20 protein-coding genes are annotated in these 23,021 nt (G+C 55.0%); 7 read left to right on the top strand and 13 right to left on the bottom strand.

The genetic code is table 11. The annotated features are described in order from the left end of the window. Positions 1-5: 5 nt before the first annotated feature. Together AC6I8N_RS17095 and AC6I8N_RS17090 are read right to left on the bottom strand one after the other, a co-directional pair. Positions 6-476: a PTS sugar transporter subunit IIA gene (locus AC6I8N_RS17095; protein WP_497829545.1), complete on the bottom strand. Its 471-nt coding sequence runs from the start codon at positions 474-476 to the stop codon at positions 6-8. An 18-nt stretch (positions 477-494) separates the two neighbouring features. Beyond that, positions 495-2,054, bottom strand: a complete 1,560-nt coding sequence (locus AC6I8N_RS17090; protein ID WP_497829544.1) for a BglG family transcription antiterminator — start codon at positions 2,052-2,054, stop codon at positions 495-497. 411 nt (positions 2,055-2,465) lie between these two features. Here AC6I8N_RS17090 and parC point away from each other — a divergent pair, with 411 nt between their 5' ends. The 3 genes from parC (at position 2,466) to ftsP (ending at position 7,075) form a co-directional block, all read left to right on the top strand. Next, on the top strand, positions 2,466-4,736 hold the full coding sequence (gene parC / locus AC6I8N_RS17085) for a DNA topoisomerase IV subunit A (RefSeq protein WP_021183440.1): 2,271 nt from the start codon (positions 2,466-2,468) through the stop codon (positions 4,734-4,736). Between the two features lie 49 nt (positions 4,737-4,785). Continuing rightward, positions 4,786-5,523, top strand: coding sequence for a 1-acylglycerol-3-phosphate O-acyltransferase (locus AC6I8N_RS17080; protein WP_497829543.1), 738 nt, complete (start codon positions 4,786-4,788; stop codon positions 5,521-5,523). A 121-nt stretch (positions 5,524-5,644) separates the two neighbouring features. Continuing rightward, positions 5,645-7,075, top strand: coding sequence for a cell division protein FtsP (ftsP, locus tag AC6I8N_RS17075; protein ID WP_021183438.1), 1,431 nt, complete (start codon positions 5,645-5,647; stop codon positions 7,073-7,075). Positions 7,076-7,229: 154 nt separating this feature from the next. On the opposite strand, the gene dkgA is transcribed toward ftsP, so the two are convergent. Further along, entirely contained in the window at positions 7,230-8,057 is an 828-nt protein-coding gene (dkgA, locus tag AC6I8N_RS17070; protein ID WP_021183437.1) for a 2,5-didehydrogluconate reductase DkgA, read from the bottom strand. A gap of 204 nt (positions 8,058-8,261) precedes the next feature. Between dkgA and AC6I8N_RS17065 the strand changes: the two genes are divergently transcribed. Then, positions 8,262-9,188, top strand: a complete 927-nt coding sequence (locus AC6I8N_RS17065; RefSeq protein ID WP_021183436.1) for an AraC family transcriptional regulator — start codon at positions 8,262-8,264, stop codon at positions 9,186-9,188. On the opposite strand, the gene AC6I8N_RS17060 is transcribed toward AC6I8N_RS17065, so the two are convergent. From AC6I8N_RS17060 to AC6I8N_RS17040, 5 genes are all read right to left on the bottom strand, one after another. After that, positions 9,183-9,845, bottom strand: a complete 663-nt coding sequence (locus tag AC6I8N_RS17060) for a DedA family protein (RefSeq protein WP_497829542.1) — start codon at positions 9,843-9,845, stop codon at positions 9,183-9,185. The two genes, AC6I8N_RS17065 and AC6I8N_RS17060, sit on opposite strands and share 6 nt — an antisense overlap. Before the next feature lie 106 nt (positions 9,846-9,951). Then, positions 9,952-11,142, bottom strand: a complete 1,191-nt coding sequence (gene metC, locus AC6I8N_RS17055; protein WP_497829541.1) for a cystathionine beta-lyase — start codon at positions 11,140-11,142, stop codon at positions 9,952-9,954. Positions 11,143-11,325: 183 nt separating this feature from the next. Next, positions 11,326-12,612 (bottom strand): TRAP transporter large permease, encoded by a 1,287-nt coding sequence (locus tag AC6I8N_RS17050; protein WP_415173185.1) that lies wholly within the window; start codon positions 12,610-12,612, stop codon positions 11,326-11,328. 15 nt (positions 12,613-12,627) lie between these two features. Continuing rightward, positions 12,628-13,134 (bottom strand): TRAP transporter small permease, encoded by a 507-nt coding sequence (locus tag AC6I8N_RS17045; protein ID WP_497829540.1) that lies wholly within the window; start codon positions 13,132-13,134, stop codon positions 12,628-12,630. Between the two features lie 46 nt (positions 13,135-13,180). Next, entirely contained in the window at positions 13,181-14,158 is a 978-nt protein-coding gene (locus AC6I8N_RS17040; protein ID WP_497829539.1) for a TRAP transporter substrate-binding protein, read from the bottom strand. A 343-nt stretch (positions 14,159-14,501) separates the two neighbouring features. On the opposite strand from AC6I8N_RS17040, the gene exbB reads away from it, so the two are divergent. From exbB to AC6I8N_RS17025, 3 genes are all read left to right on the top strand, one after another. Further along, complete coding sequence (gene exbB, locus AC6I8N_RS17035) at positions 14,502-15,224, top strand: tol-pal system-associated acyl-CoA thioesterase (protein ID WP_497830705.1); 723 nt, start codon at positions 14,502-14,504, stop codon at positions 15,222-15,224. 5 nt (positions 15,225-15,229) lie between these two features. Further along, complete coding sequence (gene exbD, locus AC6I8N_RS17030) at positions 15,230-15,652, top strand: TonB system transport protein ExbD (protein WP_021183429.1); 423 nt, start codon at positions 15,230-15,232, stop codon at positions 15,650-15,652. 244 nt (positions 15,653-15,896) lie between these two features. Next, positions 15,897-17,213, top strand: a complete 1,317-nt coding sequence (locus tag AC6I8N_RS17025; RefSeq protein WP_497829538.1) for an MFS transporter — start codon at positions 15,897-15,899, stop codon at positions 17,211-17,213. 82 nt (positions 17,214-17,295) lie between these two features. On the opposite strand, the gene AC6I8N_RS17020 is transcribed toward AC6I8N_RS17025, so the two are convergent. From AC6I8N_RS17020 to AC6I8N_RS17000, 5 genes are read right to left on the bottom strand one after another with little or no spacing between them, the layout of a single operon-like run. Continuing rightward, on the bottom strand, positions 17,296-18,273 hold the full coding sequence (locus AC6I8N_RS17020; RefSeq protein ID WP_497829537.1) for a Csu type fimbrial protein: 978 nt from the start codon (positions 18,271-18,273) through the stop codon (positions 17,296-17,298). Further along, positions 18,270-20,708, bottom strand: a complete 2,439-nt coding sequence (locus AC6I8N_RS17015; RefSeq protein WP_497829536.1) for a fimbria/pilus outer membrane usher protein — start codon at positions 20,706-20,708, stop codon at positions 18,270-18,272. The genes AC6I8N_RS17020 and AC6I8N_RS17015 overlap by 4 nt, the downstream gene beginning before the upstream one ends. Further along, positions 20,708-21,397 (bottom strand): fimbrial biogenesis chaperone, encoded by a 690-nt coding sequence (locus AC6I8N_RS17010; RefSeq protein ID WP_021183425.1) that lies wholly within the window; start codon positions 21,395-21,397, stop codon positions 20,708-20,710. The genes AC6I8N_RS17015 and AC6I8N_RS17010 overlap by 1 nt, the downstream gene beginning before the upstream one ends. 25 nt (positions 21,398-21,422) lie before the next feature. Beyond that, on the bottom strand, positions 21,423-21,932 hold the full coding sequence (locus AC6I8N_RS17005; RefSeq protein WP_497829535.1) for a Csu type fimbrial protein: 510 nt from the start codon (positions 21,930-21,932) through the stop codon (positions 21,423-21,425). Positions 21,933-21,961: 29 nt separating this feature from the next. Continuing rightward, positions 21,962-22,531, bottom strand: coding sequence for a spore coat protein U domain-containing protein (locus tag AC6I8N_RS17000; RefSeq protein WP_013510497.1), 570 nt, complete (start codon positions 22,529-22,531; stop codon positions 21,962-21,964). Positions 22,532-23,021 lie beyond the last annotated feature (490 nt).

Raw genomic sequence — 23,021 nt, 5'->3', positions numbered from 1 at the left:
TAGGGTTAACAGAGGTCGGTTTCGGCGTACTGACTAAACAGCCGGATGATATTGCTGGGGTCGTTTTCCGCCAGCAGTTGGGCAATCACCTCATCATCGGCCAGCGCGCTGGCCACCTGCGACAACAGGCGAATGTGGGTGGTGTTCTGATCTTCCAGTCGCACCGCGAACAGGATGATGCAGCGTACCTGGCTGCCATCGAGCGTTTCCCAGGGAATATCCTGCTGGGTGCGGCCAATGGCTAAGGTGGTTTGCCGCACGGCGGCAGACTTGCCGTGCGGGATGGCGATATGGTTTTCAAATCCGGTCGAGCCTTCCGCTTCGCGCAGCCAGACATCGGTGATAAACGCTTCGCGATCGCTGATGGCGCCGTCCTGATACAGCAACTCGGTCAGCTCATTGATCACTTCTTCTTTGCTGGTGGCAGTCAGGGCCAGATTGACGCGGCGCGGCGTCAGAATGCGAGAAATATCCATCAGTCAGACCTCATTCAATTAATGTTCAGCCAGGACGCAGCGCGTCCCCTGTGGCAGCTGGCTGCCAATCATGGCGTCGGTAACCCGCCGGATATCGTCATCGTTAAAAAATGCACTGACATACACGCTGGGGATGGCACCGCTGTTGAGGTGAATCGTGGTAATCACCAAATCCACCGTTTCGCGCTGACAAAATGCCGCGTGGTTGCTGGCTGATACCACGCCTGCGATTTCCCAGTCCGGGAAGGCGCGCAGGATGCGACTTTTCAGCAAATGCGACGTACCCACTCCGCTGGAGCACACCACCAGAATGCGTTTATGGGCAATTTGCCGTTCCAGCGCGGCCTGAAAATGGACGCAAAGGTAACCAATTTCGTCATCGGCGACCGGTGAGAGATCGAACGTGCGCGCTGTCAGTTGCATTGCCTGTTGTGTCAGTGAAAATATTTCTTTCATTTCCTGCTGAATATCATCCAGCAATGGATTACGAATATGGATGTGATATTTAAGGCGATTTAATAAAGGCTTAATATGCACCAGTAACCCGTCAAATAATAAACGGTCCTGAGATAAATCCTGCTGAATAAAGGCCGAGAAGCGATCAATTAATTCACAGGTTATTTTAACCGACTCCGCCGTGGAAAATTGGTTATGCATTGGCGCATGGTCGCCACGTTCCTCCACCACAATGCCGGATGAGACGATATATTGATAAATAAAACCGACTTCATCGGCGGGTAGCGCACAATCGATACGTGCCTCAATCTGCGTAACCATCTGTCGGGCGATGGTCAGGATACGCTTATCGAGATCCTGCGCCGCCAGCATGGTCTGCAACGCCAGTACGTTCCCCTGCGCCATACGGTGCATCATGATCAAAATGTGGGTGCACAGATTGAGATACCAGGCATCGCCCAGCGGGTAACTCAGTTGCTGCTCCATCTGTTGCAGCAGCGCCTGGACAAAGGCCACATCCTCATCGCCAAAATAATGGACCAGTGCCTGCTGGCTGCCGGGATCAAGCCGTGGCAGCAAGGGCGTCCCGGCGACGTTTTGCTGCATCACATCATTAATCAGCGACACCATCGCCTGACGCAGCGTCTGTTCGTTGCCCTCGATATGGGTGCCGCCTGGGCCGCGCGCCAGCGTCAATCCCAATGGTTGCAACCACTCTTCAATCACCTTCAGGTCATTAACAATGGAGGCATGGCTGATAAAATAACGTTCGGACAACTTACTGATTGAGGTTTCGCGTGGTGCATCACTCAGCAACTGGGAGGCAATTTTTACCCGACGGTTGTTGTGGCTCAGCGCTTCGCTGTTGTCATCGCCATTCAGTTGTTGTTCCAGTTGCAGGCGTTGCTGAACATCATCAACCCGCAAGCGTACGCCGCGGCCAGGGGTTTTCTCCAGCACCATCGCCCAGTTGTTCAGCCAGTTTTCCAGCCATTGCAGGTCACGGTAGATGGTTTTTTCGGATACGCCGAGCTGTTGCGCCAGTTGCTTCAGGGGTTGCGGCGCGGCCTGCTGCAACAGCAGTTTCACTAATCGGTGTTGTCGCGAAGTCAGTATTTGCATTCGTTCACCTTTATTTTGGCAAAACAGTTTCCCGTCAGGTTGTTTTTTATATTTTCCAGATGCCAGAAATCAGGAGCGCAAAAAATATTTCTTATGGAGTATGAATTTAGAAAAGGACGGGGAAAGCAACAATACTAAATGTTGTCCTCCGAAGAGGACAGGATTAATACGAATTGGATTATCTGAAAATTAATTGAGATCGTGATCACAGCGCGTTGGAATTATTCATTGTGATCCTGATCGCATTCTATTTTGTTTTTTTAATCTGCCTCACATTTATTTTCCAACCATGATTCCTGATGTCAGAGATGGCTTCCCCTGTGACTAAGCCACGGGAATAAGGTACTATCCTCGCCAAACGACCGCCGGATGTCCCGCCGCCGTGGGCCACGAAGTGAGGATGCAAGCTTAATGAGCGAATTGACGCAGGATGGTGCAGAGCGTCTTGCCCTGCACAAATTTACAGAGAACGCGTACCTGAACTATTCCATGTACGTGATCATGGACCGTGCGCTGCCCTATATCGGTGACGGCCTCAAGCCGGTACAGCGCCGTATTGTCTACGCGATGTCTGAGCTGGGTCTGAACGCCAGCGCCAAATTTAAGAAATCAGCACGTACCGTGGGTGACGTGTTGGGTAAATACCATCCGCACGGTGACAGCGCCTGTTATGAAGCGATGGTGCTGATGGCTCAGCCGTTCTCCTACCGCTATCCGCTGGTGGACGGTCAGGGCAACTGGGGTGCGCCGGATGATCCGAAATCGTTCGCCGCGATGCGTTATACCGAATCGCGCCTGTCCAAATATGCCGAAATCCTGCTGAGTGAGCTGGGCCAGGGCACGTCGGATTTTATCCCCAACTTTGACGGCACCTTGCAGGAACCGAAGATGTTACCGGCGCGTCTGCCGAACATCCTGCTGAACGGCACCACCGGCATCGCCGTAGGTATGGCGACCGACATCCCGCCGCATAACATTCGCGAAGTAGCGCAGGCCGCGATCACCTTGATCGAGAAGCCAAACACCACGCTGGATGAACTGCTGGATATCGTACACGGACCGGATTTCCCGACCGAAGCCGAGATCATCACCCCGCGTGATGAGATTCGTAAGATTTACCAGAACGGTCGCGGTTCCATCCGCCAGCGCGCGGTGTGGAAAAAAGAAGAGGGTGAAGTGGTCATCACCGCGCTGCCGCACCAGGTTTCGGGGGCGCGCGTGCTGGAGCAGATTGCTGCACAGATGCGCAATAAAAAGCTGCCAATGGTGGAGGATCTGCGTGACGAGTCCGATCACGAGAACCCGACCCGTCTGGTGATTGTGCCACGCTCTAACCGTGTCGATCTGGATCAGGTGATGAACCACCTGTTTGCCACCACCGATCTGGAAAAAAGCTACCGCGTTAACCTGAACATGATCGGGCTGGATAACCGTCCGGCGGTGAAAAACCTGCTGGAAATTATCTCTGAATGGCTGGTGTATCGTCGCGATACCGTCACCCGTCGTCTGAACTACCGCCTGGAACGCGTGTTGCGTCGCCTGCATATCCTTGAAGGTTTGTTGGTGGCGTTCCTCAATATTGATGAAGTGATCCACATCATCCGTACCGAGGACGAGCCGAAAGCGGTGCTGATGTCGCGCTTTGATATCAGCGAGACGCAGGCCGAAGCGATTCTGGAATTAAAACTGCGCCACCTCGCTAAACTCGAAGAGATGAAGATTCGCGGTGAGCAGGCAGAGCTGGAAAAAGAGCGCGATCAGTTGCAGGCGATCCTCGCCTCTGAGCGCAAGATGAGCAACCTGCTGAAGAAAGAGTTGCAGGCTGACAGCCAGACCTACGGCGACGATCGTCGTTCACCGCTGCGTGAACGTGAAGAAGCCAAAGCGCTGAGCGAAACTGAGCTGGTGAGCGCCGAGCCGGTCACCATTGTGCTGTCGCAGATGGGGTGGGTACGTAGCGCCAAGGGCCACGATATCGACCCTGCCGGTCTGAGCTACAAAGCGGGGGACAGTTATCTGGCTGCCGCGCGAGGTAAGAGCAATCAACCGGTGGCGTTTATCGATTCCACCGGCCGCAGTTATACCCTTGATCCGACATCGCTGCCGTCGGCGCGTGGTCAGGGCGAGCCGTTAACCGGCAAACTGACGCCGCCACCGGGTGCGGTGATGGAGCAGGTGCTGATGGAGCCGGATGAGCAGAAACTGCTGATGGCTTCGGATGCGGGTTATGGCTTTATCTGTACCTTTGCCGATCTGGTGTCGCGCAACCGTTCGGGTAAAGCGCTGCTGACGCTGCCGGAAAACGCCAAAGTGATGACGCCGATGGCGGTGAATCACGAAGATGACATGCTGCTGGCGATCACTCAGGCTGGCCGCATGCTGATGTTCCCGGTGGGCGAGCTGCCACAAATGTCGAAAGGCAAGGGCAACAAAATCATCTCTATCCCATCCGCAGAAGCCGCAGCGGGTAGTGACAAGCTGGTGTGGTTGCTGATTCTGCCGACCGGCAGCGCGATTACCTTACATGTAGGCAAGCGCAAGCTGGTGCTGCGCAGCGAAGAGTTGCAGAAGTTCCGCGCCGATCGTGGTCGTCGTGGTACGTTGTTACCACGCGGTTTGCAACGTATCGACCGTGTTGAGCTGGATGCCCCAACGCGCCACAGCGAAGCGAGTGAAGAATAACCCTGCAAAATAATAAAGCAGGCAAGGGTATGCCATTATTGAGGAAGCTATGTTACTAATTTTACGGGCTATTTTTGTAATCATCTATTCGATTCTGGTCTGTGTGTTTGGTTGTATTTGGTGCCTGTTTTCACCGCGTAACCCGCACCATGTGGCCACTTTTGGCCACATGTTTGGTCGCTTATCATCGGTGTTTGGTGTCAAAGTGGAACTGCGTAAACCGGCCGATGCCGCGAGCTATGGCAACGCCATTTATATCGCAAACCACCAGAACAACTTCGACATGATCACGGCAGCCAAAATTGTGCAGCCCACCACGGTGACCGTTGGCAAAAAAAGCCTGTTGTGGATCCCGTTTTTTGGTCAGTTGTACTGGCTGGCGGGCAACCTGTTAATTGACCGTGATAATCGAGCCAAGGCACATGGCACCATTGGTGAATTGATCGATCAGTTTAAAAAGAAACGCATTTCGTTCTGGATGTTCCCGGAAGGAACGCGCAGCCGCGGGCGTGGCCTGCTGCCGTTTAAAACGGGTGCGTTTCATGCCGCGATGGCAGCAGGGGTGCCCATCATCCCGGTGGTGGTGTCCAACACCCATGACAAAATCAAACTCAATCGCTGGAACAACGGTCTGGTGATTGTTGAGATGTTACCCCCGGTGGACACTGCCGCGTTTGCCGACAGTTCAGTACGTAAGCTGGCGACCCACTGCCGCGAATTAATGTCGGCAAAGCTGGAAGAATTGAACGCCGAAGTCGCCGAGCGTGAAAAAAACGGTAAAATCTGACCGTTCCCACGGGGCAGGCAATCTGTCCCGTGCCATCTCCCCGCTTGGGGGACAGCACAGCAATAGCAATTAGAAAAAATGGACGGCGTCCTCACGCCACGCTCAAAGGGTCTGAAGTTTTATGTCTTGCAGCAGACGTCAGTTTATTCAGCTTTCTGCCGGTGTTGCGCTTGCTACCAGCGCTATGCCATACACCGCGCGTGCCGCTTCCGCACCCGCTGGTGATACACCTCTTCCGGTCCCGCCGTTGATTGAATCACGCCGCGGTCAGCCACTCTTTCTCACGCTCCAGCGTAGCCACTGGTCATTCAATGGCGACAGCAACAAAGTGCCGGTTTGGGGCATCAATGGCATGTATCTTGGCCCGACCGTACGTGTGTACAGCGGCGACGACGTAAAACTGATTTACAGCAATCGTCTCAATGAGCCGGTGGCGATGACGGTGAGCGGTCTTCAGGTGCCAGGCGCCCTGATGGGTGGCGCGCCGCGTATGATGTCGGCGGGTGTTGACTGGGCACCCGTGCTGCCAATTCGTCAGGGAGCAGCGACCCTGTGGTATCACGCCAATACCCCCAACCGTATGGCCCCGCATGTCTACAACGGGCTGGCGGGGATGTGGCTGATTGAAGATGACGTCAGCAAGACGCTGCCGCTGCCAAAGCATTACGGTGTGGATGATTTCCCGCTGGTGATTCAGGACAAGCGTCTCGACAACTTTGCCACCCCGGTGTACGACCCGCCGCAGGATGGCGGCTTTCTCGGCGACACCTTACTGGTCAATGGCGTGCAAAATCCCTATGTGGAGGTTTCACGCGGTTGGGTGCGTTTGCGCCTGTTGAACGCGTCTAACTCACGTCGTTACGATCTGGCTTTCTCCGATAATCGCCCGTTTACGGTGATCGCCAGCGATCAGGGCTTTTTGCCTGCGCCGGTCGCGGTGCAGCGTCTGTCGCTGGCTCCGGGTGAGCGGCGTGAAGTGCTGGTGGATATGTCGCAGGGCGATGTCGTGTCGATCACCGCAGGCACTGCGGCGGGTCTGATGGATCGTTTGCGCGGGCTGTTTGAACCTTCATCGATTCTTGCCAACACCCTGGTGTTGACGCTGCGACCGACCGGTTTGCTGCCTTTGGTGACGGACAATCTGCCGATGCGTCTGCTGGCGGATCAGATTCTGGATGGTGCGGCGGTACGTACCCGTGAATTCCGCATTGGCGATGGCATGCCGGGCATCAATGGTGCGCTGTGGAATATGGGGCGTATTGATACCACCGCGCAGCAGGGCAGCTTTGAACGCTGGATCCTGCATGCCGACCGCCCGCAGTCACTGCATATTCAGGGCGTGATGTTCCTGATTAAAAGCGTCAATGGCGCGCAGCCGATGGGTGAAGATCGCGGCTGGAAGGATACGGTATGGGTTGATGGTGATGTCGAATTGCTGGTGAGCTTTACGCAGAGTTCGTCGGATCACTTCCCGTTTGTTTATTACAGCCAAACGCTGGAGCTGGCGGATCGCGGTACAGCGGGGCAGTTATTGGTTAATCCATCGGCGTAATCTCTTTCCCTCACCCTAACCCTCTCCCGCAAGCGGGAGAGGGGATTGAGAGGAGCACGAGCCGGCAAGCGGGAGAGGGGACTGAGAGGTGCACGGGTACTTCCTCCCTCTCCCGCTTGCGGGAGAGGGCCGGGGTGAGGGCAATAGCGCGCACCTAACCGCCAAATTTCTCCGGATCTGGTCCCAACCGCTTACCAATATCCAGCGTGGTGATCTCACTGATCTCCGGTTTCTCCAACCGGAAATCAAACACCTTAAAGTTCTCCTCAATACGCGCCGGCGTCACAGACTTCGGAATCACCACCAATCCGCTGTCCAGATGCCAGCGAATAACGATTTGCGCCGGAGTTTTGCCATATTTCTTCGCAAGGCTTTTGATCACTTCCTGATCAAACACCCCCTGGCCGCCTTGCGCCAGCGGACTCCAGGACTCAGTCTGGATTTGGTGCAGGGCATTCCACGCGTGCAGGGTGCGCTGCTGCAACATCGGGTGCAGTTCTATCTGGTTTACCACCGGGGAAACCCCGGTCTCATCCATCAGACGTTTCAGATGCGCTTCGTTGAAATTACACACCCCAATACTTTTGGTCAGCCCCTGTTGCTGCAACTTAATCATCTGTTCCCAGGCACTAAGGTACAGATCTTTAAACGGACAGGGCCAGTGCATCAGGTAAAGATCCACCTGATCCAGTTTGAGTTTTTCCAGGCTGGTTTCCAGCGCCTGCTGCGCATTTTTCTGGTCATCATTCCACAGCTTGGTGGTGACGAAAACCTGTTCGCGAGGCACGTCCGTTTCCTGCAGCGCCTGACCAATCGCCTCCTCGTTTTTGTAGGCGGAAGCCGTATCGATAGAGCGATAGCCCACCTCCAGCGCTTTTAATACCGCTTTGCGTGCTTCATCAATACTTGCCTGCCAGACACCCAGCCCGAGCTGCGGCATCATATTGCCGTCGTGCAGTTTAATCAGTGGTTGGTCTGCCATAGTTGCTCCTTATTTGTCGCAGTGACTCACCGGAAACACTGAGGTTAAGTCTAGTCAACAAACCTTAGCCTCGGGTTCATTGTGGCAACTCTGCGGCATTTTTGTGCTGTCTGTTTCTGCCGGAATCTTGCCTGATTCTCCAGCAAGCTGGAGCTTTCGCCCGAGGTGCGGCAAACTGCCTTTTTTGCTGCGAGAGACTATGCCATGCCTTATGACACGCTTTGCCGTCAGCTTGCCCGTCAGGTGATTGCGCTGATGAAGCCTGGTAGCCAGCCGCTATGTCAGCTGGATAACGTGCGATTGATCTACGCCGACGAGCCGTTACCGCGCACGCCGATGATGTATCAGCCCGGCATTGTTATTCTGTTTCAGGGGCGTAAAACCGGCTATCTCGGCAGCACGGTGTTCCATTATGACGCCACCAAATACCTGATGCTCACCGTGCCGCTGCCGGTGGAGTGTGAAACCGAAGCTACGCCAGAAGAGCCGCTGGCGGGGATGTGTCTGACGGTCGATAACGCCAGCCTACAGGATTTGTTGATGGAGATTGGCGACGATCAGGATTTTCAGCCGCAGCCGCAAACCTCTGGCATTCATTCCGCTTTTCTCAGTGAAGAGATGCTGTGCGCCGCTGAGCGTCTGCTGGATGTGATGCGGAAACCGCGTGACGCGCGCGTGCTCGGGCCGCAAATCGTGCGGGAAATTATCTACTACGTGCTGACCGGGCCTTGTGGCGGTGCGCTGTTATCATTGATCAGCCGCCAGACGCAATTTAGCCAGATCGCCCGTGCGTTGCGCCGTATCGAAAGTCATTTTAGTGAAAACCTTAGCGTGGAGACGCTGGCGGCAGAGGTGAACATGAGCGTATCGGCGTTCCACCACAACTTTAAAGCCGTAACGCAAACCTCGCCGTTGCAGTATCTGAAACGTTATCGCCTGCATCAGGCGCGCCTGTTGATGTTACAGGATGGGATGCGTGCCAGTGCCGCGGCGGTACGCGTCGGGTATGAAAGCCCTTCGCAATTTTCACGCGAGTTTAAGCGCTATTTCGGCGTCACGCCGGGAGAGGAGGCAAGCCGCGTGCGTCAGACGGTGTTTGAGTCCACCGCCGACGCCGCGCAGCTTCTATGACGCCTTCGGGCGTCTTTTTTTCCAGATCACCAGAATGCTGCCCGCCAGCCCGACGAACAACAAAACTACCGGCAGCAGCATCAGAATCGCCATCACCTGATCTTCATGGCGTTTGATAAACGGCACCTGGCTGATGCCATAGCCGAACGCCACCACAATGCATACCCACAGCCAGCCGCTCAGCCAGTTAAAAAACTGAAAACGACCATTCTGCAAACCGGAAATGCCTGCCATAGTTGGCAGCAGGGTACGCACAAACGCCAGAAAGCGACCCACCAGCAGCGCCATCAACCCGTGGCGGTTAAACAACTGCCAGGCGCGTTGGTGATATTGGGCTGGCAGGTGCATCAGCCAGCTTTTGACAAGTTTGGTGTTGCCCAGCCAGCGTCCCTGAAGATAGCTCAGCCAGCAGCCAAGGCTGGCCGCGGTGGTCAAAATCAGCATGGTCGGGACAAAGTCCATCACACCTTTGGCAACCATCGCCCCAGCCAGCAGCAGCAAGCTGTCGCCCGGCAGAAAAGACGCTGGCAATAAACCGTTTTCCAGAAACAGCGTCACAAACATCACACCGTAGACAATCCACACCACATCCGGATTGGCCAGCGCGGCAAAATCCTGATGCCAGAGCGCCTGGACAATCTCATGTAAAACACCCATCTGCTATTCCATCAAGTCACAAGGATTTTATTTTAACGGCCTGCGTAGCAGCAGACGTTGATCTCTGCCACGCGGCATCAGGCTTGTTGAGGCTTTGTTGAAGATTTTAGCGTTTCAGGCGCTCAAACCCGGCTTGCAGATCCTCAATCAGGTCGGCAACGTGTTCCAGACCAATATGTAGCCGCACCAGCGTACCGGTAAAATCGACGCCACCTGCCGGGCGAATCTCAGCCAGCTCTTCCGGTTGATTGGCGAGGATCAGCGACTCATAACCGCCCCAGGAGTAGGCCATGCTGAAGTGGTGGAAACCGTCGAGATAGTGCGCCAGCTGCTCGCTGCTCAGCTTCTCATGCAGGATGAAGGAAAACAGGCCGCTACTGCCGGTAAAATCTCGCTGCCAGAATTCATGCCCCTTGCACTGCGCCAGCGCCGGATGGTTAACGCGCGCCACTTCCGGGCGAGCGGCCAGCCACTCCGCCACCTGTAAACCACTCTCTTCATGCTGGCGCAGACGCGTACCCAGCGTGCGCAGACCACGGCTCGCCATATAGGCGGTATCGGCGTCCACCATCTGGCCCATCAGGTAGGAATTTTCACGCAGTTGATCCCAGCAGCGGGCGTTAGCGACGGCAGTGCCGATCATCGCATCGCTGTGACCGATCAGGTATTTGGTCCCGGCCTGGATCGAAATATCGACGCCATGCTCCAGAGCGTTAAACAAAACGCCCGCCGCCCAGGTATTATCGATCATGATGATGGCATCAGGGGCTTTGCTGCGCACTGCGGCGACAATCGCCGGGATGTCCTGCACTTCCATGGTGATGGATGCCGGGGATTCCAGGAACACCACGCGGGTATTGGGTTGCACCAACGCGCTGATTTCGCTGCCAATGCAGTGATCAAAAAAGGTGGTGGTGACCTGAAGTTTGCTGAGGATTTTGGTACAGAAGTCCTGAGTCGGTTCGTAGACCGCGCCACTCATCAGTACATGATCGCCAGCGGCGACAAACGAAAGAATAGCGTTGGCAACCGCAGCAGCACCACAAGGATAGAGCACGCAACCGGCACCGCCTTCCAGTTCGGTCATCGCATCCTGGAGGGAAAAGTGTGTCAGGGTGCCACGACGGCCATAAAACAGTTCGCCTTTCGCCCGCCCGGCGGTGGCGCGTTTTTTATCGGCGACGGTGTCAAACACTAGCGATGAGGCACGCTGAATCACGCTGTTGACTGAACCCTGAGTGTAACGTTTGCTGCGTCCCGCGCTGACCAGCGTGGTGTCTATTTTTTTCGTTGCCATCACTGCCTTTCCTGCCGCATTTCACAAAACCACCACGTTAACACGAATCGGTCCTGTGCGTTGCCCCTGATTACGGAATATCAGACAGTCACCTTCATTGAACGAAGCGTGATCCGTAGCGGCGCGATTTATCGCGCGATGTGAAAAACCTGCGCCATAAATCGCGCCATTACGGGCGTACCTTTACATCACTCCCATGATATGTGGCAGCCACAGCGACAGCGCCGGGATATACGTGATTAACATCAACACCAGAAACAGCATGCAGTAGAACGGCAGCATCGCGCCGACCACCTGTTCAATCTTCTGTTTACTGACCGCACTGGCAACGAACAACACGGTGCCGACAGGTGGCGTAATCAGGCCGATACCGAGATTGGTCATCATGATCATGCCGAAATGCACCGGATCCACGCCGAGTGAGGTAGCGACAGGCAGCAGCACAGGCGTCAGGATCAGGATGATTGGTGCCATATCCATCAGCGTACCGATTACCAGCAGCAGCACGTTAATACACATCAGGATCACGTACTTGTTGTCCGACAGGCTGGTAAAGGCTTCGGTAATCGCGGTGGGCAGTTGCATAAAGGTCATCACTGCGCCAAAACCGGCCGCGAAGGCAATCAACACCATCACGATGGTGACGGTTTTGATGGTGCGAAACAGCAGGATGTGCAACTGGCTCCACTTAAAGTCACGATAGATAAACATGGTGACGAAGAATGCCCACAGGCAGGCAATGGCCGCAGATTCCGAGGCGGTGAAAATCCCGGACAGAATGCCGCCGAGAATAATGACGATGGTGAACAGCCCCCAGAAGGCATCAAAGAAGATCTTCAGCGCCTGGCGAAACGGGATCGCTTCACCTTTGGGATACCCACGTTTGCGCGCAAATCCCAGACACATCACCATCAGGCAGCCACCCAGCATCAGTCCCGGCAAAATACCGGCGACAAACAACGAGGAAATGGTCACCACGCCGCCCGTTGCCAGAGAATAAATCACCGAGTTATGGCTGGGTGGCGTCAGCACCGCCTGCACCGAGCCGCTGGCGGTCACCGCCGCCGCAAAATCGCGTGGATAACCTTTCTCCTCCATTTGCGGGATCATTACCGAGCCTATCGAGGCGGTATCTGCCACGGAAGAACCGGAAATCGCACCGAAAAACGTCGATGCGACGATATTCACCAGCGATAAGCCGCCACGAATAAAGCCGACGAAGATATAGGCAAAATTCACCAGGCGTCGGGCGATCCCACCTTCAGCCATGATCGCGCCCGCCAGAATAAAGAACGGGATGGTGAGTAACGAAAACTTATTGATGCCGTTGGTCACCTGAATCACCACCGCTTCAAGCGGCAGGTCAATCCACCAGGCACCGATAAAGGCGCTAAACCCGACCGCGAAAGCGACCGGAAAGCCGACCAACAGCAACAGAATCAGACTGCCAATCAGGATGAATGCGTCCATCACGATGCTCCGAGATTAGTGGGTGCCGCCAAGCGTGACGATTGGGCGCTGGCTCTGGTCGCCATTCAGCAGACGTTCCAGGGCAAACAGCAGGGTAAAAACGGTGCCAATCGGGATCGGTAAATACATTTCGCCATAGGTGATATTGGGCAGTGAGGCCAGCGGCTGAATCCACATCGCGGCACACAGGTTGTAGCTGGCACGGAACAGCACCACACATAAGGCGATTAACAGCAGGTTACACAGCAGCAGCGCCCATTTTTGCCCGCCAGGTGACAAGCGATCGGTCAACATAGAGACACAAATATGGGTGCCGGCTCGCAGGCCGACCGGCGCGCCGATAAAGGTAAAAATGATCATGCAGATAATGGCTACCGGCTCTGGCCATGAGAGCGCGCTGTTCAATACATAGCGCGCAAAGATGCCGACGGGAATGACCGCTACCATGATCATCAACGCTGCCGCCGCCACCCACATGCACAGCAGGTACAACCGATCCATCCACCGGGAATATGCGTTCATAATTGGATCCTGAGTGAAACGCCACGCCTGCGCGCGGCGTGGGGGGTTATTTCACCTCGTCGATCTGTGTCATCAGATCCTGATACTTGCCGCCAAACTGATCGCGTACCGGTTGGGTAGCTTTGACAAAGTAGTCGCGATCGATCTGTTGGAAGGTGACGCCTCCGGCCTTCATTTTCTCAATCGATTGCTGGGTGTAGCTGGCCCACAACTGACGTTCCTCATCCTGAGCTTCTTTGCCCAGCTTCTTCAGTAACGCCTGATCGTCAGCAGAGAGGCGATCCCACGCCGGTTTGGAGAACAGGATCATCTCTGGCTGAATAAAGTGGCCGGTGAGGGTGTAGTACTTCGCTACGGGCAGGTAGTTATGGGCGACAAAGGTCGGTGGGTTATTCTCGGTGCCGTCCACCACACCGGTTTGCATGGCGCTAAACACTTCGCTGACGCCCATCGCTACCGGGTTAGCGCCCATTGCTTTTAGCGTGGCGAGCGAGATGGCGCTGTTCTGCACGCGGATTTTCATACCTTGCAGATCTTCCGGCTTAGTCAGCGGCTTTTTGGTGATCATGTTGCGCGTCCCGGCATCGGTCCAGCCGAGAAACACCATGCGGGTGTTGGGATCTTTATTGAATTTATCGACGATCTGCTCACCTACGCTACCATCCAGCACTTTGTGCATATGATCTTCATCGCGGAAGATAAAGGGCAGGGTAAGCACGCTGGTTTCCGGCGCGATGGTGGTCACCGGGGCCAACGAAACGCGGATCATATCAATCGCGCCCAGTTGAACCTGTTGTAAGGTTTGATCTTCATCGCCAAGCACGCCACCGGCATACACCTTCATCTCCAGACGACCATCGGTGGCCTGTTTCAGTTTCTCCCCCATATGCTCCAGCGCGACCACGGTGGGATAACCGGCGGGCTGCACTTCCGCCACCTTAAGAACTTTGGCCTGCGCATTACAGGCCAGCAGGGCGATCATGGAGGACAACGAAACTGCGAGTAGTCTTTTTTTCAGCGTCATTTTTTGCTCCAGCAAGAGGTAGCGAAATCGGACAGTGCAACGGCACCGTTAAAAGGCAGGGCTGGTTCAGAATAATGAAAATCGTGTGGTGAAAAAGTGGGCAGATGTTGATTGAATGAAATGCATCACATTTTGAAATGATGTTTTAATAATTTTATACAGTACGTCACATTTATAAAACCTGCTCACAATCGAAAGAAACTGTGGTGGAAAAACGCACTTTTCGTTTGTAAATAGTAATGAGAACTACTATCAAATCGGCCCGCTAATTTGTTATGATCCGGCGCTCGATCGTGAACTATGCAATTGAAGTTGGAGATGCAGCGTGGTAGCCAGTGATTTGATGCAGACGGATCTCTCCGTTTGGGGCATGTATCATCATGCCGATATCGTGGTAAAGGTGGTCATGATTGGCCTGTTGATGGCTTCTGTGGTCACCTGGGCAATCTTCTTTGGTAAGTTTGCTGAGTTGAGTTCAGCCAAGCGCCGACTGAAACGCGAACATCTCGCCCTGAGTGATGCGCGTTCATTAGATGACGCCTCCAGCACTGCCGCCAGCTTCAAGGGTAACAGCCACAGCGCCGTGTTACTTAACGATGCACAGAACGAGCTGGAACTTTCAGCCGGTGTTGAAGACACCGATGGTATTAAAGAGCGTACCAGCTTCCGTCTGGAACGCCGTGTTGCCGCGTTCAGCCGTCATGCTGGCCGCGGTAACGGTTTCCTCGCCACCATTGGTTCGGTTGCTCCGTTTATCGGCCTGTTCGGTACGGTATGGGGCATCATGAACAGCTTTATCGGCATCGCACAGACGCAAACCACCAACCTCGCGGTAGTCGCTCCTGGGATTGCGGAAGCGCTGCTTGCGACCGCGATTGGTCTGGTCGCTGCTATCCCTGCCGTGGTCATCTACAACGTATTTGCCCGTATGATTGCCGGCTACAAAGCGTCGCTCGGTGATGTGGCGGCGCAGGTGCTGCTGCTGCAAAGCCGTGACCTCGACCTGGGAAACGTGACTAACGAAGTGGCTCGCCCGGCTGCCGCACAGAAACTGCGCGTAGGATAATTGCGATGGCGATGCGTTTAAACGACGACCTGGAAAGCGATGGCGAAATGCATGAAATCAACGTGACGCCGTTTATCGACGTGATGTTGGTTCTGCTGATCATCTTTATGGTGGCCGCGCCGCTGGCAACCGTGGATGTTCGCGTCAATCTGCCCGCTTCCACCAGTGCGCCGCAGCCGCGTCCGGAAAAACCGGTTTATTTGTCGATTAAAGAAGATAACCAGGTTTATATCGGCAACGATCAGGTGACCAAAGAGACGCTGGTCAATGCGCTGACGGCGCAGACGGAAGGCAATAAAGAAACCACTATCTTCTTCCAGGCTGACAAATCAGTAAGTTATGAAACCCTGATGTCGGTGATGGACCAACTTCGTGAAGCCGGATATCTGAAGATTGGCTTGATGGGTATGGAAACGGTGAAGAAGTAGTTTCACTGAAAGTTATGAGGGCGCCCTAATGGGCGCCCTTTTTGTTATGGGCGTAATGGACGACCAAAAAGGAAAACCACGAATCAGGCGGATTAACGGGCAATTATCCTGCGGTTCAACTTTGTTAATGTTTGGTTACGTATAACCCTGCTTTTGTAAAGTGCAATGGTGAATTGGATCACATTCATCAGGGAGACGTCACGATAAAAGGGACATCCCCGCATGGAAGACACTGGAAAATCCTATGAGCTCACCTTCTTCTTTACAAAAGTCATCGCAGAGCGGTGCCAAAACTATCTTTAGCGTAACCAGCGGCAACTTCCTTGAAATGTACGATTTCATGGTGTTTGGTTATTACGCGACCGCGATTGCAAAAACCTTTTTCCCCGGTGATAACCCGTTTGCGTCATTAATGCTGACGCTGATGACCTTTGGCGCAGGCTTCCTGATGCGTCCGTTAGGGGCGATTGTGCTCGGTGCCTACATTGACCATCATGGCCGCCGCAAAGGCTTGCTGGTCACCCTCGGTATTATGGCGCTGGGTACGCTGACGATTGCGGTGGTGCCAGGCTATGCCACCCTTGGGGCGGCAGCACCGGTGTTGATTCTTATTGGTCGTTTGTTGCAGGGCTTTTCCGCCGGTGTTGAATTGGGTGGCGTGTCTGTGTATCTGGCTGAGGTGGCCCCGAAAGGGCGTAAAGGCTTCTACGTTAGCTGGCAATCTGGCAGCCAGCAGGTGGCGGTTATCTTCGCGGCGCTGCTGGGACTGGGCCTGAACCACCTGTTGGAAAAAGAGGCGGTGACTGACTGGGGCTGGCGTATTCCGTTCGTCATTGGCTGTCTGATCGTACCGTTTCTGTTCTGGATTCGCCGTATGCTGGAGGAGACTGAAGCCTTCAGTCAGCGTAAACATCATCCGACCATGCGCCAGATTATGCGCTCGGTGGGACAGAACTGGGCGCTGGTGTTAGCCGGTATGCTGATGGTGGTCACCACCACGGTGATGTTCTATATGATCACCGCATTTACCCCCACATTCGGCAAAACCGTGCTGATGATGAGCGATAAAGATAGCTTTCTGGTAACGCTGTTTGTCGGTCTTTCCAACCTGTTCTGGTTGCCGGTGATGGGCTCGTTGTCCGACCGGATTGGTCGCCGTCCGTTGCTGATAACCTTTACCATCCTGATGCTCCTCACGGCCTGGCCGGTGCTGCACTGGCTGGTCGGATCGCCGACCTTCGCCCATCTGGTGGTGGCTGAACTCTGGTTATCCTTCCTTTACGCCAGCTACAACGGGGCGATGGTGGTCTATCTGGCGGAAATCATGCCAGCCGAGGTACGCGCATCCGGTTTCTCACTGGCTTATAGCCTGGCAACCGCGCTGTTTGGCGGCTTTACCCCGGCTGTCTCCAGCTATCTGATTCACGCCACGGGTGACAAAGCGATGCCAGGCGTATGGCTGTCGTTTGCGGCGGTGTGCGGTTTGATCGGCACATTGCTGATAGGCCGGATGGTGAAGCAGTATCGCACCCGCCACAGCGCGACGGCGGTGAATGCCTGATTATTCGAGTCGTAGCGGTGCGATTTATCGCGCTGTTTTCTGGCATTAAACTCGCGCAATAAATTGCGCCGCTACGGAAAATCTAAAACGACAAATCTACCACCACATTATCCGTGTAATTACCCGCAGCCGGGGTATTTTGCGTGGTCAGAATCTGCGCGGTATAGGTATAGCCGCGTGTCAGGCCATCGGTGCTGATGGTCGTTGAGGTGCTGCTGCTCCAGCGGTCCGTACCGGTGGGTCCCCAGCGTGTGGTGGTGGTGGTTCCCTTGTAGATGTCATAGCTTAACCGGTTGGTGCCATTCGCCATATTCCGCACGCCATTCGCCGCGTAGCTGCCGTTACTCAGGCCCACGGTATAGGTGCTGCCTTTACTGCATACCACGCTAATGGTCTGCTGCACGGTGGAAAAGCTGCTGACCAGTGGCGCGCTGCCAAAACTGACATTAGGTGCAGTGATGGTGGTGCAATCATTCGATATCACCACCGTCACGGTAATCGGAATGGTGCCGGTTCCGGTCTGCGGTGTCAGACAAAGTCCACCCACGCCAAGGCTGGTGCAAATGTTATAGGTGACGTACAGGTTGAGCGTCGCCGTATAGGTACCTGCCGCCACCGTCTGCCCCGTCACCGTTTTCAGATACACCGGTAAGGCAAAGTTCAGGCTGCCGAACAGACCGGCAAGGTTCGCCAGCACCGCTTGTGAAAAGGTATAGGTCGATCCCCCCACTGTCAGCTCAGTGGCGCAGGCGCTGTCCATACACAGGCGCAGCGGAATGTTATCGCTGCCGGTATCGCCGCTGCGTTTCAGGGTGCCACGCGTGCCATTGACGTTGGACGCGCTGGCAAGCTGAAAGGTAATTTGGTTGGTTCCTAATAAGGTCAGGGCTGAACCTGCGCCACAGTTCACGTTCGCGGTGGTTGAGGTGGAACTGATGGTCGAATTGACCACAAAGGTGGTGACCGAGCCAAAACTGGCCGTTGATGCAGGTAGGCTACAGGCGGCTTGTACCAGACCTGGCATCAGTAACAACGTCAGCAGGAGCAGCATTTTTTTCATGGTGATATGCCTGTTGTAGAGTTTTCGTTATTGGGTAGCGCAGCGCCAGGTGGCGGCGGTGGCAACGCGCAGGTGAGCGGGCCATAGGTTTTCAGCGCCAGCGGCTGACCATTGGCGATCGTGAGTTCAGTGCGACAACTACGACCATCCGGCGTGGTGACCTGGATAGGATTGCTGGCCTCCAGGTTCTCCATCCAGGTAATCCCATCCCAGCCGACATACTCGGTTGCCTGCCCGGCACGTAGCACCTGGCTGGAGACGGGGAGCGGTTTTCCGTTGCTGTCATGCAGAATGACGCTGGCAGAACGCAGTTTCTCTACCGGGAAATTAAGCAGATAGCCGCTCTGGCGCTTCACGGCGAAACGCTGTTCGACACGCGGTGATGTCATATCCGCAGGCAGGTCCAGCGTATCGATATCGTATTTCGCGGCGTAGTAACTGCTAATCGACGGAACCAGCAGATAACCTTCTTTATCGGTGCGTCCCATTGATTGGTTTTCGTAGCGGATGTTGACGTCGGGATAGTTGGTTTTCACCAGCACAAAGGCGTCGTTGATCTGATTGGCGACAAACAGGCGGTTATCCATCAGCACCAGCGCACCGCTGAAATCTGCCCACTGGGTGATGTTATCGTCGTCGCCATAAAAGCCCGCCGACGTATCCACTTTGTTGTTGCGGTAGCGCAGGCTCCCCTGGCGATAATCGCCGCTGTTGCCGCCCTGATTAGCCCAGGAAGCATCCCACGAATAACCGCCGTCGCTCGGCATGGCGCGTGACAGGTAAATGCGTTGGTTGTTTTCTCCCTGCTGGTCGCGTTCCATACTGACCGAAGCACTGCCTTGTTCGCCAAACGGGATCACCAGCGAGATGGCTCCGCTCCATTCCCTTTGCTGTTGATCGCGGCTGGCGGAAATATACAGGCTGCTGTTACCCCAAAGATTTTTGCTCCACGACAGGTTCCACAGGCGTGTACGTTCGCCATCGCCGCTGTTGATATCGAGGTACGCCAGTCCGAGGCTCCCGTATTGATTCATCGACACGCTGGCGGTGTATTGCGCACTGCGACGTGCCAGCGAATAAGAGGTGTCCTCCGAGTCACTGCGATTGCCTACCAGCGCCAGATTGCCAAAATCCACGGTCCGCAGCGTGTGTTGCGTGCCAAGGCTGAGCCAACTGTTGTTGTACTGATAACCCCAGCTATATTGCGTGCCGGGTTTACCGCTCATCTGGCTCTGCGCCAGCGCGCCATTGATCACTCCCCAACTGCCGAGTTTCACCTGACCGCCAGCACCGCCCATCGCGACCTCATCACTGCCTTCGGCGTGAGTTTCCAGCGTCAGCCAGTCAGTCAGACCGTAGCGATATGAACCGCTGGCCGCGGCTGCGCCGTAGTCGAAGTTTTTGATGCCGTAATTTTCACGCATCGCCCCGGCGGAAAATGAGTAGTCGGACAAGCCTTGTCTCAGCAGATTGCTGGAAACGTAAAACGGCAGCGTGGTGGTGACCTGACGGCCCACCGCGTCGGTGGTGGTGATCACCGCATCGCCAGCACCGTTGACAAAGGGGACATTGGTGAGTGACCAGGGGCCGGGTTGAACGTTGGCCTGGCTGGAACGATAGCCATTAATAAACAGATCAACGGTGGACGGCACCGCCGCCTGGCCGGAAAACTGTGGCAACGGGTAAGTGACCAGGTCCGGACGCACGCTGAAGTCACGGCCAATCTGCACGCCGCCGAGACGCACGCTGTTGCTCCAGGAGAGAGAATCGGTGATGAGATCCCCGGCGCGCCAGCTGACTATCGCTTCCTCGTTTTCGTTACTCCACCAGGTGTCATAACGGATATAACCCTCCTGCTGCTGCGGAGCGCTGCCCTCCAGTTGCTGCTGCCACACGCCGTTGCTGGAGAATTGTCCGGCAGCACCAAATAAGCGCAACTCATTCCAGGTCGCGAGACGCGTGCCGCTATGATCGGTGCGGGTGGCGTAGAAGTCGTAATTGAGCAGCGCTCCCGTGCTGCTACGACCGGGATAGCGCGGGCCATTGTGCGACTGACCAATCACCTGGCCCGGTAACCAGGCCGGGGGAACGGTCAGCAGCAGGCGTTGACGTTGGTTGTCATAATCCACTTTGACGCTGTTCAGCTGGTTAACATTGATCTGCTGGCCCTGCAACTTGTCTGCCGGGATCCCGGCGCGTTCCAAATCGCCGCGCCGCAGCCAAAAATCCCCGTTCTTTTGTTCAACCGGGACGATATTGCCTTGTTCTCCCTGATTGATGATCAGCTCCAGCATGTATTGCTGTCCCGCCGCGTTATTTTGCAGGGCAGGAGGAGGCGGCAGCTCGGAGAACGTCTCCGCGCTACTTATCAGGGGGATCAGACAGCACAGGGCGCTGGTCACCGCCAGCGCGCAGGGATGTGGCGAAAATCGCATTAGCGCAGAGCAGCGCTACGCCAGTGGCCTTTATTCATCTCGGCCTCCAGTTCTCCGCTCACGCTGCTGTTAAGCGGCCAGCGGTTGCTGCTGTTTGCCAGAACGTAGCCGAACAGACCGTCACCCAGCTTGCGCCCGCCAATGGTGACATTGCTCAGGCGCGCATGGCCGTTGCCGTGATTGGTCAACAGCAGCCAGCGCCTGCCCCCGCTGTTCTCCACCTGCCAGCTCAGGTCGGGTTTGGCACTTTCGACAGTCAGACCGCTGCCATACACAAACAGAGGCACCGAGTAGCGCATCTGGAAAGTGAGCCCAGCCTGATTGGCACCGGGACTCCGTGGCGTAGGGATTTCATCCAGTACCACGCGATAGGCCATCTCCTGACCGGCAGCAGGCGGGGTTTGCTTGATTAAGCGCACCAGCTGTTTCTGCCCCGGCTCGACGCGGACCAGTGGCGGGCTGGCGACCACCTCAGTCTGGGTCTGATATTGTTCACGTTGATTTACCTGCTGCCAGGCGAAAATCCGCACCTGCATTAAGGTGGTCGCATCGCCACGATTCTCCAGCCAAAGCTCACTGGCTTTGTCGTCGGGATTGATGGCGGGATCAATCGGCCAGATCATCAGCGAGTTAGCAGCATGGCTGAGAGCGCTGAACGTGAGCAGCCATATCAGCAGCAGGTTTTTCATGTGTTATTCCTTCTTTGTGGTTCCTTCACCAACTCAGGGTGACGGTTAGCGTATCGGTGTAAACCCCGGCGCGCGTCGGCCCGGGTAACTGCAACACGCCGTAAATCGGCAACGTGATGTTATTGGCGTTGCTGTAACTCAGCGTGATGGGTGAATTCACCCCAATCGCGGTGGTGTGGCTGGCGTTGCTGTATAAGTTGTAGGCCACGGTATTGGTGAAACTGGCCAGTTTCAGGTTGCGGGTGGTGGTGTAGTTGCTGCCGCCATTGATCGACATGCTGACCGTGGTGCCTGGCGTGCAGGCAAGGCTGATGGTGGAACTCTGGACAAAAGTGGCACTGACGCTGTTGCTGGCGACGCCAGACTGGGTGCCAAAATTGAGCGTGCCAAAAACGCCGGGATTAGTACCGGAAACCACGCAGCCAGCCACCACTGAGGCAGAGACCTGAAAGGTTGCGCTCGGCAACCCCCAGGCGTTGACACTCCCTATCAGCAGGGCCAGACCGCCAACAATGCGCGTCCACCCATTGACCACTCTCACCCTGTTTAACCGAAGTTTCTGCCTCAGTAATTCACAGCAACGTTAATGGTATCGGTGTAAGTTCCCGCCGGAATTAACGGGTTGAAACCACCACCGACTACGCGACCATAAATGGCGTAGTTGGTCCCCAGGGTTGGGTCGGTGGTTCCGCTCGGCGCGATATTAGTGTTATTGGCGATAGCGGTGGTGAAGGCTGCATCGCTGTACAGGGTGTAGGCGATGCCTTGTGTGTTGTTGGAACCGAGGATTAAATAGCGTGGTTGTCCACTCACGGTGCCATAAATGGTGGCTGGCGCAGCATTGCTGCTGGTGACCTGCACGTTAAAGGTTTGACCGGTGGTGCAGCGAACATAGATACCATTGCCAGATGCCCCAACCAGGGTGGCATTCAATGTATCAAAAGTGGCAGCGCTGCTACCGAAGTTCAATGTACCGAAGTTCACCCCGGTCGTGGCTGATTGACCATTCACCAGGCAACCGGTAGTCAGGGTAAGCGTCGCGTTAATGGTTCCCGTTGTGGTGGCAGCGAAAGCAGCGTACGGCGGGAAGGTGGCGCTCAGGCTGGCGGCCAAAAGAAAAAGCTTGAGTTTCATAATCATTCCTTACTGATTATCCAGGGTCAGTGCTTTTTCACCTGATGATGTATTTATGAAATCAACCGAAAAATAACAAGAAGCCACGTTTGGCGGTACAGCAAAACCCCTGCTGTCTAAGAAAGTTCTTATGCGGCAGGGAAATGATTTATATCAGTTTTCTTTACTATAGTTCAGCAAAGCGAAGCCTGTCAGGTCCACCAATAACTTTTCCCTAATCAATTTGTTCAATTCGCCGATAATTCAGTGATGGCAAGGGATCCCGGCAGGTCAAAAAAACTAAACAAGGAATTATTTCTCCCTCTACCGCGATGCAAGGTTCAGTGTTATGTTCATGCATTAATCAGACATAATAACGATTCTCCACTTAGCGATAGATAATGAACATAAAAAAGCCCCAGCGCGCTAATCCCCAGATTCTCCTGGCTCGATTAGCGGCTGCATCGCTTTAAAAGTTAACTGACCGTTTATGCATGCTTTTTAATCTTTG

The organism is Pantoea sp. X-Soil-TKNS-1279 (genome assembly GCF_059730565.1).
Note: the sequence above shows the minus strand (reverse complement) of the source record. Positions and strands in the feature narration are given on the sequence as shown.

Bases quoted from the DNA above. Each gene is read 5' to 3' on its own strand.
- AC6I8N_RS17095 (WP_497829545.1), bottom strand. From the start codon at position 476: ATGGATATTTCTCGCATTCTGACGCCGCGCCGCGTCAATCTGGCCCTG.
- AC6I8N_RS17090 (WP_497829544.1), bottom strand. From the start codon at position 2,054: ATGCAAATACTGACTTCGCGACAACACCGATTAGTGAAACTGCTGTTG.
- parC (WP_021183440.1), top strand. From the start codon at position 2,466: ATGAGCGAATTGACGCAGGATGGTGCAGAGCGTCTTGCCCTGCACAAA.
- AC6I8N_RS17080 (WP_497829543.1), top strand. From the start codon at position 4,786: ATGTTACTAATTTTACGGGCTATTTTTGTAATCATCTATTCGATTCTG.
- ftsP (WP_021183438.1), top strand. From the start codon at position 5,645: ATGTCTTGCAGCAGACGTCAGTTTATTCAGCTTTCTGCCGGTGTTGCG.
- dkgA (WP_021183437.1), bottom strand. From the start codon at position 8,057: ATGGCAGACCAACCACTGATTAAACTGCACGACGGCAATATGATGCCG.
- AC6I8N_RS17065 (WP_021183436.1), top strand. From the start codon at position 8,262: ATGCCTTATGACACGCTTTGCCGTCAGCTTGCCCGTCAGGTGATTGCG.
- AC6I8N_RS17060 (WP_497829542.1), bottom strand. From the start codon at position 9,845: ATGGGTGTTTTACATGAGATTGTCCAGGCGCTCTGGCATCAGGATTTT.
- metC (WP_497829541.1), bottom strand. From the start codon at position 11,142: ATGGCAACGAAAAAAATAGACACCACGCTGGTCAGCGCGGGACGCAGC.
- AC6I8N_RS17050 (WP_415173185.1), bottom strand. From the start codon at position 12,612: ATGGACGCATTCATCCTGATTGGCAGTCTGATTCTGTTGCTGTTGGTC.
- AC6I8N_RS17045 (WP_497829540.1), bottom strand. From the start codon at position 13,134: ATGAACGCATATTCCCGGTGGATGGATCGGTTGTACCTGCTGTGCATG.
- AC6I8N_RS17040 (WP_497829539.1), bottom strand. From the start codon at position 14,158: ATGACGCTGAAAAAAAGACTACTCGCAGTTTCGTTGTCCTCCATGATC.
- exbB (WP_497830705.1), top strand. From the start codon at position 14,502: ATGCAGACGGATCTCTCCGTTTGGGGCATGTATCATCATGCCGATATC.
- exbD (WP_021183429.1), top strand. From the start codon at position 15,230: ATGGCGATGCGTTTAAACGACGACCTGGAAAGCGATGGCGAAATGCAT.
- AC6I8N_RS17025 (WP_497829538.1), top strand. From the start codon at position 15,897: ATGAGCTCACCTTCTTCTTTACAAAAGTCATCGCAGAGCGGTGCCAAA.
- AC6I8N_RS17020 (WP_497829537.1), bottom strand. From the start codon at position 18,273: ATGAAAAAAATGCTGCTCCTGCTGACGTTGTTACTGATGCCAGGTCTG.
- AC6I8N_RS17015 (WP_497829536.1), bottom strand. From the start codon at position 20,708: ATGCGATTTTCGCCACATCCCTGCGCGCTGGCGGTGACCAGCGCCCTG.
- AC6I8N_RS17010 (WP_021183425.1), bottom strand. From the start codon at position 21,397: ATGAAAAACCTGCTGCTGATATGGCTGCTCACGTTCAGCGCTCTCAGC.
- AC6I8N_RS17000 (WP_013510497.1), bottom strand. From the start codon at position 22,531: ATGAAACTCAAGCTTTTTCTTTTGGCCGCCAGCCTGAGCGCCACCTTC.